This window comes from Nonomuraea ferruginea (assembly GCF_039540635.1).
In the GTDB taxonomy this organism is placed as follows: domain Bacteria; phylum Actinomycetota; class Actinomycetes; order Streptosporangiales; family Streptosporangiaceae; genus Nonomuraea; species Nonomuraea ferruginea.
Map to the genome: position 1 here is coordinate 247,715 of NZ_BAABFD010000013.1, position 12,047 is coordinate 259,761.

Sequence of the window (12,047 nt, forward strand, 5' to 3'; positions counted from 1 at the left end):
AATCGATAGGCAATATGCGTTCAGAGCCTATCGGTAGAGGGCATCACGACCGGCGCGACTCCCACGCGCGCACCCGGTCGCGATACGTCCGCGCCGCGGCCCGCAGCTCCGCCTCCGGGTCGACGCCCGCCGAGCGCGCCCGCTTCACCAGGTCGAACAGCTCGCGGGCGACCCCTTGGCCGACCGCCGCGGACAGGCCGTCAGGCACGCCCGACCGCTCGGCGCGGCGCAGCAGCTGGGCCGCCAGCGACAGCGCCGGCTGGCCCATCGGCACCCCGTCGAGCAGCGACTCGTCGCCCCGGGAAGCCCGCTCGGCGGCCTTGATCGCCTCCCAGTTGTCGTTCACCTCGTCGGCGCTCTCCGCCTTGACCGAGCCGAACACGTGGGGGTGGCGCCGCACCAGCTTGCCGACGATGCCGTCGGCCACGTCGTCGACGTCGAAGCCCTCCGCCACGCGGGCGTGGAAGACCACCTGGAGCAGCAGGTCGCCGAGCTCCTCGCGGAGCGCGTCGTGGTCGCCCTCCTCGATCGTCTCCAGCACCTCGTAAGCCTCTTCGAGCAGGTAGGGCACCAGCGACTCGTGCGTCTGCTTGCGGTCCCACGGGCACTCGGTGCGCAGCCGGTCCATCACCCGTACGAGATCGAGCACGCGCGCGCCCGGCAGGTCGTACGAGCCGGGCACCACCTCGATCAGCGGCGGGTCGTCGAGCGCGATCGCGGCGTGGCCGAGAGCGCGCATGAAGTCCTCGTCGCCGTCGGCGGCGAGCCACACCACCGTCTCCCCCGCCGCCCGCGCGACCAGCCCTGCCGGGTCGGGAGTGACGACCGCGACCTCCACCCCCGCCTCGGCGAGGTACGGCAGCTGCGGATGGTCCGGCGAGCCCGTCAGCACCGGGCCGGACCGGAACGCCTGCCACGCCTGGTGGCTGAGCAGCCCAGGCGCGACGCGCGGCGAGGTGGTGACGACGACGAGCGGCATGTCAGCCCTGCGGCTGCTGCGCGGTCTGGGCCGGCTTGCCGAAGCGGCCCGGGTCGACGAAGCCCTGACCCTGCTGGAGGGTGCCGTAACGGGGGCTGAAGACCGTCTTGATCGAGTTGAACTCCTGCTGCACCTTGGCGGCGGCCTGCTGGTTGCCCGCGCCGCCGAACTTGTCCATGACCTTGCGGATGCCCACCTCGGCCTTGACGTAGTCGCGCGCGTCAGCCGGCGAGACGCCCTTGGACAGCAGGTTCATCTGCGGATCCTGGAACTCGCCCGGATCCTTGAGCGCGGTGTCGATCTCCGTCTCGCTGACCGTGACGCCGTGCTTGTCGGCCAGCTGCTGGTAGCGGAGCTGGTTGGTCATGCTGAAGAGGACGAACTGCGCGACGGGCGCCGTGAGCTGGTCGGGCCCGATGTTCGCCCTCTCCAGCGCGGCCTGGTAGCTCTTCACGTTCGCGTTCAGGTCGCTGGAGGAGATGCGCTGATCACCGACGATCGCCGCCGCTCCGGCCTCGACAGGGGTAGAGCAGGCGGCCAGGCCGAGGAAGCTCACCCCGGCTGCCGCGGCGGCCACAGCCACTCGTATCGACTTCACGTGTGTCCCTTTCCGACAAAAACCCCAGTCAGCTTACCGGCGCGAGTTCGAGGAACATCGCCTCGACCAGGTCGCCGCACCATTTGAGCAGATCCATGTCGCGCAACGGCTGCCCACCCAGCGGCTTCGTCTTGGGCACCGGCACCAGCAGCGTCTCCGCGGCCTGCTTGTAGACCGACTTCTTGTACAGCCGGTCGAGCCGGATCTGCTGCGACTCCCGCAGCCGCGCCGGGCCGAACTTGATGTACTGCCCCTGCAGCGTGACGTCCGTCAGCCCGGCCTTGCGCGCCCTGAGCCGGAACGCGGCGACCTCCAGGAGGTTCTCCACCTCGACCGGCGGCTTGCCGTAGCGGTCGGTCAGCTCGTCGCGCACCTCGTCGATGTGCGCGGGCTCGGCGATGGCCGCGATCCGCTTGTAGGCCTCCAGCCGCAGCCGCTCCGAGGTGACGTAGTCGTGCGGGATGTGCGCGTTGATCGGCAGCTCGACCTTGACGTCGTGCTGCTCGGGGGCCGCCGCCACGCCTTCGAGCTTGGCCTTCTGCTCCTGCACCGCCTCGGCCATCAGCCGGACGTACAGGTCGAAGCCCACGCCCGCGATGAAGCCCGACTGCTCGGCGCCCAGCACGTTGCCGGCGCCGCGGATCTCCAGGTCCTTCATCGCCACGTACATGCCCGCGCCCATCTCGGTGTGCTGGGCGATCGTGGCCAGCCGCTCGTGGGCGGTCTCGGTCAGCGGCTTCTCCGGCGGGTAGAGGAAGTAGGCGTAACCGCGCTCCCGGCCCCGCCCGACCCGCCCGCGCAACTGGTGGAGCTGCGACAGGCCGTAGTTGTCCGCCCGGTCCACGATGAGCGTGTTGGCGTTGGGCACGTCCAGCCCGGACTCCACGATCGTGGTCGAGACCAGCAGGTCGTACTCGCGCTCCCAGAACCCGACCATGATCTTCTCAAGCTGGTGCTCGTTCATCTGCCCGTGCGCCACCGCGATCCGCGCCTCCGGCACCAGCTCGCGCAGCCGCGCGGCCACCCGGTTGATCGACGCCACCCGGTTGTGCACGAAGAACACCTGGCCGTCGCGCATCAGCTCGCGCCGGATCGCCGCCCCGATCTGCTTCTCCTCGTACGGGCCCACGAACGTGAGAATCGGGTGGCGTTCCTCCGGCGGGGTGAGGATGGTCGACATCTCGCGGATGCCGGTCAGGCCCATCTCCAGCGTGCGCGGGATCGGCGTCGCCGACATGGCCAGCACGTCCACCTGCGTGCGCAGGTGCTTCATGGCCTCCTTGTGCTCGACGCCGAACCGCTGCTCCTCGTCGATGATGATCAGCCCGAGGTCCTTGAACCTGACCTCAGGGCTGAGCAGCCGGTGGGTGCCGATCACCACGTCGACCGCACCGGAGCGCAGCCCGTCGAGCGTGCCCTTGACCTCGGCGTCGTTCTGGAAGCGGGAGATCGGCTTGATGGTGACGGGGAAGCTGGAGAACCGCTCGGTGAACGTCGACATGTGCTGCTGCACCAGCAGCGTCGTCGGCACCAGCACCGCCACCTGCTTGCCGTCCTGCACGGCCTTGAACACCGCGCGCACCGCGATCTCGGTCTTGCCGTAGCCGACGTCGCCGCAGATCAGCCGGTCCATCGGGACGCCGCGCTCCATGTCGCGCTTGACCTCGTCGATGGCCTCCAGCTGGTCCGCGGTCTCCGCGTACGGGAACGCGTCCTCCATCTCGCGCTGCCACGGCGAGTCCTGCGCGAACGGGTGGCCGGGCGAGGCCATGCGGGCCGAGTAGAGCCGGATCAGCTCGCCGGCGATCTCCTTGACCGCCTTCTTCGCCCGCGACTTGGCCTTGGCCCAGTCGGCGCCGCCCATCCGGTTGAGCGTCGGCGACTCGCCGCCGACGTAGCGGGTGACCTCGTCGAGCTGGTCGGTCGGCACGTACAGCCGGTCGCCCTTGGCGTACTCGATCACCAAGTACTCGCGCGTGGCGCCCTGGACCGTGCGGCGCACCATCTCGATGTAGCGGCCCACGCCGTGCTGCTCGTGCACCACGTGGTCGCCCACCTTGAGCTGCAGCGGGTCGACCATGTTGCGGCGGCGCGACGGCAGGCGGCGCATGTCCTTCGTGGACGCCTTCTGGCCCACCAGGTCGAGATGGGTGAGCACGGCCAGGCCCGGGGTGACGAACCCGTGCTCCAGCAGCCCGGTGGTGACGTGCACCACCTTCGGCTCCGGCGCCTTGTCGACGAACCGCTGCAGGCGGGCCGGCACGTCTACGCCCTTGAGCAGCTCCACCATGCGCTCGGCGGACCCGTGGCCCTCGCTGATGAGCACGACCGCCTTGTCCTCGGCCAGCCAGCCCTTGATGTCGTCGAGCGCCTTGCGGGTGTCGCCGCGGTAGGCCTCCGAATCGTGCGCGGCCAGCTCCACGCCGCCGCCGAACGGCGCCATCGTCCACCACGGCTGCCCCAGCGCCTCGGCGTGGCCGCGGATCTCGTCGAGCGTGCGGAACGCCGCCGCGTCCAGGTCGATCGGCGCCTCTCCCCCCGCCGCCGCGTTGATCCAGGACGCCTCCAGGAACTCCTGCGACGTGCGCACGAGCTCCTCGGCCCGGCTCCTGATCCGCTCCGGGTCGCATACGAACACCGCCGACCTCACCGGCAGATGGTCGACCAGCAGGTCCATCTCACCGGCGAGCGCGGGCGCGAACGCCTCCATGCCCTCCACCGGCGTGCCCTCCGCGAGCTGGTCGAGCACCTCGGCCAGCGCCGGATAGCGCTCTGCCAGCTCCCGCGCCCGCTCCCGCACCTCCGCGGTCAGCAGCAGCTCCCGGCACGGCGGCGCGAACAGCCCCTCCTCCGCCGCCTCCAGCGAGCGCTGGTCGGCCACCTTGAACCAGCGGATCTCCTCGACCGTGTCGCCCCAGAACTCCAGCCGCAGCGGGTGCTCCTCCGTCGGCGGGAACACGTCCAGCAGCCCGCCGCGCACCGCGACCTCGCCGCGCCGCTCCACCATGTCGACCCGGTGGTAGCCGTTCTCCACCAGGCGCGTCACCACCTCGTCCAGGTCGGCGTCGTCGCCCGCCCTCAGCCGGATCGGCTCCAGCTCGCCCAGCCCTTTGACGATCGGCTGCAGCAGCGCCCTGATGGGCGCCACGACCACATTCAGCGGGCCCGCCGCGCTGTCGCCCTTCACCGGGTGCGCCAGCCGCCGCAGCACCGCCAGCCGCTGCCCCACCGTGTCGGACCGCGGCGACAGCCGCTCGTGCGGGAGCGTCTCCCACGCCGGGAACACCGCCACGGACCCGGGGTCGATGAGGCTGCTCAGCGCCGCCGCCAGATCCTCCGCCTCCCGCCCCGTCGCGGTGACGGCCAGCACGGTGCGCTGATCGTGCCCGGCCAGCGCGGCCACGCCGAACGGCCGCAGCGCGGCGGGCGCCACCAGCGCGACGTCACCGCCCCTGTCGAGGGCGGCGGTCAGCTCGGGGTCGGCGACGACAAGGTCAAGTAGTCCGGAAAGACTCATCAGTTAGCCCCACGATGGCAACACGACTACCCCCGGCCAAGCGGAGCGCGGGGGTGATGACATCCAGCCTACTTCCCACCCGCCCCCTGCTCGCGCCTGCGCCCCGTCCAACCCCACGGGCCTGTGTCCGGTGGGGAGCCGAGCTCCTCACCTCCCTTGCCGTGTGACTCCCGGCCCCGGGCGACGATCGACATCGTTCCCGAAAGCTCTCAAGTGACCCTGTGACCGGGCACGCTGGGCCATCTGACGGTGAGGACCACCGACTCCTCCTCCGCCAGCCACGAGTGGTCGACGCCCTCGCCCCACACCACGTAGTCGCCCCGCTCGGCCAGCAGCACGCTGCGCCCCGGGAGCTCGACGCGGAACCGGCCGCTGATCAGGATGAGCAGGGCGGTGCGGTTCTCGCCGGTGACCCATCGGGCGCGCTCGTCGCCGGGCTTGTGCAGGCCCCACTTGATCTCGACGGCCTCGCTGTGCCGCACGTCGCTCGGGGGCTTGAAATGACCGAGCAGCCACCCGCCGTCCAGCGGCCCGTCCACGCCGGCGTTGCCGACGTACACCCGGTCGTCCTCCGCTGGGGACCCATCCCTTTCCACCACGCCCGGGGACGCTAGCACCCGCGGGCGAGGCCCGGGATCACACCAGTTCGACGTCGAGCACGCGTACGGGGAAGGGCCGCCCGGCCTGGTCCCACCGGCCGCGCAACCCGTCATGGAGTGCGGCGGCGGCGCCCCAGGTGGAACGGAACCCGCAGGAGGCGGGCACGGCGAGCCGGCGCAGGAGCCGCCCGATGAGAGGAGCTCCTCCAGCGGCACATCCTGCAGAGACCTGCCGGAGTCGAGCCGCTCCAGCAAGAGCGCGCCGCTGTCCAGGTCGGCGTCGACCAGCAGTACGGTCCCCCGCCCGCCCCACAGCCGCAGGCCCTCGCCCTGTTCCACGACCGAGCGGTCAGGCCAGCCGACCTTGAGCACCAGCGGTTCGTCACCGCGCCTGACGGGCACCGCCAGGCCGTTGTACCCGTGCATCGGACGACCATCGATCACCAGACCCCAGCGGGCGCAGTGTTCGGCGACGATACGGCGAAGCGCGGACAACCATCGCCTCCCGGCTTCTCCCTCAAGCTGCCAACGGCCCAAGGCCCGGAACGACTCCGGGACCGTGATCGAGTGCCGCATCTCCGCCATCCTCATGATCGACAACCCGTCCGCACCGTGGGCGGATCCATCTCCTCAAGGGCGAGGAATTGATACCTGGACCTTTGAGAGCGAACAGACCGTAGCCCGCCGGCCTGCGAGGCCCGCGGTGGCCGAAGCAGGCGATCGACGGCCCACAGGTCTCGCCCCGGCGGCACAGCCTCACGATCATCTGGAAACACAATCCACCTCACACACGGGGGTCCAGGGGGCCGGGAGGCCCCCGGCGAGGGGGGCGGGGAGCTCGGCTCCCCGCTGAGCACAGTCCGAGACGATCGGCGCGGAGCGCCTGGGTTGCGAGGGCCATGCCGTTGGGTGAGCGTCCGGCGCCTGCAAAGCGTTCGGAAAGCCTTCGAGCGAGAACCGCGTCAGCGCGCCGGGCCGAGTCGGGCGTAGGCGGCTGGAGGCATGCCCACCACGGCGGTGAAGTCGCGGGTCAGGTGGGCCTGGTCGGTGTAGCCGAGTTCGGCGGCCAGGGTGGCGAGGTCGAGGCCCTGGTAGACGCGCTCCGCCGCTTCGTGCAGCCGGAAACGGCGGATCACCCACTTGGGGCCGATGCCGACGTAGTCCCTGAACAGCCGCTGCAGCGAGCGCACCGATCGCCCCGATCGGGCAGCCAGTTGGTCGACCCTGGTCACGGTGACGTCGTTCTCCGCCATCACGACCAGCGCCGCCACCTCTTCGGCGAGCGGGTCCCGCTCCGGCCGCAGGCCCAGCAGGAACGTCTCGACGATCGCGATGGCGCCCGGAATACGAGGTTCGGCCAGGACGCGCTCCACCATCGACGAGCCCGCGGCGCCGTACATCTCGCCGATCTCGTGGAAGCGGCCGGTCAGCCGGTGCACGGGACCGCCGAGGAACGGCCGGAAGCCGCCGGGGGCGAAGCGGATGCCGAGGACGCGGCCGCTGCCCCGCATGGTGTACGAGAACCCGCCCCTGATCACCCCGGCGATCCGGTGGAAGTCGTGGGTGATCGTCATGTTCACCGTCGGGTGGGAGACGATGCGCTGCTCGTACGGTTCGGCGAGGTCGGTCCAGGTGACGACCCAGAAGTGGTCGACGTAGGGAGCGAGCGCGGGGGACGGCAGGTGCCGGGCGAAGTCGAAGGCGGCGAGCCCGGCGTACGGGTCGACCCAGCCTCGCAGTCGTGTTTTTACAAGCCCCGCGGCGGGCCGGTCCGGCATCATCGCTGCCATGGAAGACATGATGCCGCTGATGACGCGTGCCACCGAACAGACCGCGAGCCTGGTCCGGGCGGTGCGGCAGGAGCAGCTCGGGCTCCCGACCCCGTGCGAGAAGTACGACGTGAAGGATCTGGTCAACCACCTCGAATGGGTGGCGGAGATGTTCGCGTCGCTGGCTCGCCAGGAGGCGCCCGCCGAGCAGGGGCCGTACGCGGGCGACTTCCCCGAGCGGGCGGAGCGCACGCTCGCCGCCTGGTCGCGGCCGGAGGCGTGGGAGGGCGTCAGCCCGGGCATGGGCATGCCGATGACCTCGCTGGCCCACATGTATCTCGTCGACATGGTGGCGCACGGCTGGGACCTGGCCAGGGCCACCGGCCAGGAGTACGCCCCCGACCCCGAGACGGTCGCGCGGGCGCTGAGCTTCACCGAGCAGATGGCGGAGAAGGGCAGGCAGGGCGGCGTCTTCGGGCCGGCGGTCGCGGTGCCGGACGACGCCTCGCCGCTCGACCGCCTGCTCGGCGTCACCGGCAGGGATCCGGCCTGGACCCCCTAGATCCCGCCTCTGACTCCTGAAGATGCGCCACTATTGGCGTTCATGTGATTACTGTGGGTCACATGTCTGAGGTACGGGCGGTGGCCCGGGGTGGGGGTCTGTTCAGTCAGCGGATCCGCGAGCAGTGGGCGGGGCAGCTCGGCCGGCGGCTGGACGTGCTGGTCGCCGGGTGCGCGCACGACGAGCCGCTGGTGCTGGACCGGATCGAGACCCGGGTGTCCGGGGTCGACGAGGACCTGCCGGAGATCCGGCGGGTGGTGGAGGAGCGGGCCGACCTGGTGACGTGGTCGCTGGGCGATCTGCGGTCGGCGCCGTTGCCGCCGCGCTCGTACGACGTGATCCAGTTGTCGTTCCTCCTGGAGCGGATCCAGCATGCGGAGCTGGTGTTCGACCGGCTGCTGCACGCGTTGCGGCCGGGCGGGCTGGTGCTGCTGCGGATGCGTGACCGCGAGTCGGCCTACGGGCTGCTCGACCGGCTGACCCCGTCGTGGGTGCGGCGGCTGCTGTGGCGGCGGCTGGTCGCGGAGGGCACCCCGGGGCCGCTGCCGGCCAGGTACGGGACGCTGGCTTCGGCCGACGGGATGCACGCGTACTGTCTCGCCCGGGGCCTGATGGTCACGGACGAGGAGCGGGCGACGAGCGGGCCGGCGATGGGCCGGGTGGGGTCCGCGGCGGTGGCGGTGACGGCGCAGCTCACGCGCGGCCGCTATCCCGCCAGCCACGACGAGATCACCATGGTGATCAGGAAGCCGCACTACCACTTCGCCCGTCTCATCTAGTATCTCCCCGGCGCCAGCGGGTAGGGTTGCCTACCATTGCAGTCGGGATAGTTGGGATCAATCACCGTGGAGTGGACTCCGGAGCCGCGCGAGCTGGCCGATCTCGAACTGCTGCTGTCGGGGGCGTTCCAGCCGCTGACCGGGTTCCTGGGCCATGACGACGTGCACGCGGTGCACGAGCGCGGCACCCTCGCCGACGGCACCCCCTGGCCCGCGCCGGTGACGCTCCACCTGCCCGAGGGCGCGGGCGGCGAGGTGACGCTGCTCGACCCCGAGGGCGTCCCGCTGGCCACGCTCACCGTGACCGAGCACGGGCCCGACGGACTGGCCGCCGGGCCGGTCAAGGGGCTGGGCGCGCCCGAGCACGGCCCGTTCGCCCGCCTGCACCGCACCCCCGCCCAGGTACGCGACGAGCTGGGCGGGCGCCCCGCGCTGGCCGTCACGATGCGCGGCCCGCTGGACGACCTGGACGAGGTGGCGGCCACCGCCAAGGAACTCGACGCGGTGATCGTGCTGCTGCCTCTCTCGTACGGTGAGGACGGCCCCGGCGTGGTCAGGGCGGCGCTGCGGGCCAGGGACCGGCTGCCGGCGGGCACGCTCGTCGTCCCGGTGCCGCTGGCGCCGCGCGAGGAGCCCGAGATCGACCTGGAGCTGCGCGAGCACGTCGCGTCCGCCTACGGCGCGGCCGAGCACCTGGCGGGGCCCGAGCCGGTGCGCATCCCCGGCCCGCCGCACCGGCGCGGGCTGGTGGTGTTCTTCACCGGCCTGTCCGGGTCGGGCAAGTCGACGATCGCCCGCGGGCTCCGCGACGCCCTGCTGGAGCTGGGCACCCGGACCGTCACCTACCTCGACGGCGACGTGGTGCGGCGGCTGCTGTCGAAAGGGCTGTCGTTCTCGAAGGAGGACCGTGACCTCAACATCCGCCGCATCGGGTTCGTGGCCGCCGAGGCCGCCCGCCACGGCGGCCTGGCCATCTGCGCCCCGATCGCCCCGTACGCGGCGACCCGGGCCGAGGTGCGGGAGATGGTGGAGTCGGTCGGCGCCGACTTCCTGCTCGTGCACGTGGCCACGCCGCTGGAGGAGTGCGAGCGGCGCGACCGCAAGGGCCTGTACGCCAAGGCTCGGGCCGGGCTGATCCCCGAGTTCACCGGCATCTCCGATCCCTACGAGGAACCCGACGACGCCGAGCTGGTCGTCGACACCACGCACGTCTCGGTCGAGGCCGCGGTCGAGCGGGTGCTGGGCACGCTGCGCGCCGGAGGGTGGGTGCGATGATCGACTTTCCGCTGATCGTCGGGTCCTTCCTGGTGGCGATCGTGGTGGGGCTCACCGGCATGGGCGGCGGCGCGCTCATGACGCCGATGATGATGCTGTTCTTCAACGTGCCGCCGCTGGCCGCGGTCTCCAGCGACCTGGTGGCCTCGGCCGTGATGAAGCCGGTGGGCAGCTTCGTCCACCTCCGTCACGGCACCGTCAACCTGCGGCTGGTCTGGTGGCTGTGCGCGGGGTCGGTGCCGACGGCGTTCTGCGGGGTGTTCCTGGCGCGGGCGTGGGCGGTGGGCGACGGGGTCAAGTACGCGCTCGGGGTGGCGCTGCTGCTGGCCGTCGCGGGGCTGGCCGCCAAGACGCTGATGGGCGACAGGGGAGGCACGGCGGGCGCGAACGAGATCCGCGTGCGCCCCATCCCGACCGTACTGGTCGGTATGGTAGGCGGATTGATCGTGGGAGTCTCCTCCGTGGGCTCCGGTTCGCTGATCATCGTGGCGCTCATGGCCCTCTACCCGGCGCTCAAGGCCAACCAGCTCGTCGGCACCGACCTCGTCCAGGCCGTGCCGCTGGTCGTCTCGGCCGCGCTCGGCCACCTGCTCTTCGGTGACTTCCAGTTCGACCTGACCGTCTCGCTGCTGATCGGCTCGATCCCGGGCGTCTATCTCGGCGCGCGGATCTCGTCCCGCGCGCCGGGCGGCCTGATCAGGGCGATGCTGGCGATCGTGCTGCTGGCCTCGGCGCTCAAGCTGCTGAACGTGGACAACATGATCACGCTGGCCGCCCTGGCGGTCGCCACCGTGGTGATCGTGGTCGGCTGGCGCCTGCGGGTCAGGGCCGCGGCACGCGCGTCGCGCGGAAGTGCGGATCTCTCGCGAGCTCGGTGAACGCCTTGCCGGCCGTCTCGGCGGTGTCGAACCTGGTGTCGCCCCGCGGCGCGTGCGGCGAGTCGAAGTAGACCATGGCCTTGATCTGCGGGTAGCGGCGGATCTGGTGGCGCACCGACTCGAAGAACGCCCGCTTGAAGGCCGGGTCGTCGGGCCGCTCGAACACCCCCCACTCGGCGATCATGACCGGTTTGCCGGGGAAGCGCCACTGCATCCACCGGTAGAAGCCGGGCCACTCGTCGAAGTCGGCGCGCGTCTTGTTCACCAGGGAGCCGAAGTCCTGCACCCGGTGGTCGGCGTAGGGGTCCATGGCCACCCAGTCGACCACGTCGTCACCCGGGTAGAGCTCCTCGAACCACGGCTTGACCGCCCAGTTGGGGGCGCCCATGTAGGTCATGACGGTGACCGCGTTCTTGACGCCCTTGTGGCGCAGCCGGAGCACCACGTGACGGAACATCGCCGCGTAGTCCTTGGCCCGCATGCCGGAGCCCGCCGCCGAGCCGACGTCGTTCTCCGGCTCGTGGTGGATGGTGAGGAAGAACCGCTCGGGGAACGTCCGCCTGAGGTGGTCGGCCAGCCGGTCGATCCGGTCGTCGACGGCGCCGCCGGCGACCTCGGCCCAGGTGTGGGTGAGCGACGGCTTCCAGTTGATCAGCAGCAGCCGCGGGTGCTCGGGATCGCGGGCGAGCCGGATCTCCTTCTCGTTCGGGAACAGCTCCTTGCCCCGGTGGTAGACGTGCACGATGTCGGCGGGCGCGGCCATCCGCCGCTCGGCGCTCGCCACCGCCTCCACCACGTCGAGCCCGGTGAAGATCTCCGGGGCGATGCCCCACCAGGCGCCGCATGACGGGATCAGCCGGCCGGTGACCGCGCAGTCGGGCGAGTCGGCGACGAGCGGGGGGTTCCCGGCGCGGGCGGGTTTCTGAACGGCGCCGCCCGGCCCCGCCGAGCAGGCGGCGAGCACGGCGGCCAGCCCCACCGCCAATCCGGAGAAAGCTGCTCTATACGGAAATACCCGTCGAGCCACAATCGTCGCCCCCTTTTTCCCAGGACCCCCGCCCTATCAAACCTGAACCTTGCCACGCCATTCC

At 71.3% G+C, this 12,047-nt stretch carries 10 protein-coding genes; 4 read left to right on the forward strand and 6 right to left on the reverse strand.

Annotated features, from left to right (window positions below; all coding sequences use genetic code 11):
* Positions 1-43: 43 nt before the first annotated feature.
* From ABD999_RS25170 to ABD999_RS25190, 5 genes are all read right to left on the reverse strand, one after another.
* Positions 44-979 carry a nucleoside triphosphate pyrophosphohydrolase gene (locus tag ABD999_RS25170; RefSeq protein ID WP_148029130.1) on the reverse strand — a complete coding sequence of 312 codons (936 nt, stop codon included), beginning with the start codon at positions 977-979 and terminating at the stop codon, positions 44-46.
* Position 980: 1 nt separating this feature from the next.
* A complete protein-coding gene (locus tag ABD999_RS25175) occupies positions 981-1,577 on the reverse strand; it encodes a SurA N-terminal domain-containing protein (protein ID WP_148029129.1) in 597 nt (198 codons plus the stop codon).
* 28 nt (positions 1,578-1,605) lie between these two features.
* Positions 1,606-5,094 (reverse strand): transcription-repair coupling factor, encoded by a 3,489-nt coding sequence (mfd, locus tag ABD999_RS25180; RefSeq protein WP_148029128.1) that lies wholly within the window; start codon positions 5,092-5,094, stop codon positions 1,606-1,608.
* A gap of 209 nt (positions 5,095-5,303) precedes the next feature.
* Positions 5,304-6,284, reverse strand: coding sequence for an aminoglycoside phosphotransferase family protein (locus ABD999_RS25185; RefSeq protein ID WP_345482905.1), 981 nt, complete (start codon positions 6,282-6,284; stop codon positions 5,304-5,306).
* 371 nt (positions 6,285-6,655) lie between these two features.
* Entirely contained in the window at positions 6,656-7,483 is an 828-nt protein-coding gene (locus tag ABD999_RS25190) for a helix-turn-helix domain-containing protein (RefSeq protein WP_271279222.1), read from the reverse strand.
* On the opposite strand from ABD999_RS25190, the gene ABD999_RS25195 reads away from it, so the two are divergent.
* The 4 genes from ABD999_RS25195 to ABD999_RS25210 all read left to right on the forward strand — a co-directional run bounded on the left by ABD999_RS25195 (position 7,482) and on the right by ABD999_RS25210 (position 10,956).
* Entirely contained in the window at positions 7,482-8,024 is a 543-nt protein-coding gene (locus tag ABD999_RS25195) for a TIGR03086 family metal-binding protein (protein ID WP_271279221.1), read from the forward strand. The two genes, ABD999_RS25190 and ABD999_RS25195, sit on opposite strands and share 2 nt — an antisense overlap.
* A 62-nt stretch (positions 8,025-8,086) precedes the next feature.
* The gene (locus tag ABD999_RS25200; protein WP_219544082.1) at positions 8,087-8,803 is read left to right on the forward strand and encodes a class I SAM-dependent methyltransferase; all 717 of its coding nucleotides are present in this window, start codon (positions 8,087-8,089) and stop codon (positions 8,801-8,803) included.
* A gap of 66 nt (positions 8,804-8,869) precedes the next feature.
* Complete coding sequence (gene cysC / locus ABD999_RS25205) at positions 8,870-10,078, forward strand: adenylyl-sulfate kinase (RefSeq protein WP_271279220.1); 1,209 nt, start codon at positions 8,870-8,872, stop codon at positions 10,076-10,078.
* A complete protein-coding gene (locus ABD999_RS25210; RefSeq protein WP_148029123.1) occupies positions 10,075-10,956 on the forward strand; it encodes a sulfite exporter TauE/SafE family protein in 882 nt (293 codons plus the stop codon). The genes cysC and ABD999_RS25210 overlap by 4 nt, the downstream gene beginning before the upstream one ends.
* Here ABD999_RS25210 and ABD999_RS25215 read toward each other — a convergent pair.
* Positions 10,901-11,935, reverse strand: coding sequence for a glycoside hydrolase family 26 protein (locus ABD999_RS25215; RefSeq protein ID WP_271279224.1), 1,035 nt, complete (start codon positions 11,933-11,935; stop codon positions 10,901-10,903). The genes ABD999_RS25210 and ABD999_RS25215 overlap by 56 nt on opposite strands.
* Between the last annotated feature and the right edge of the window lie 112 nt (positions 11,936-12,047).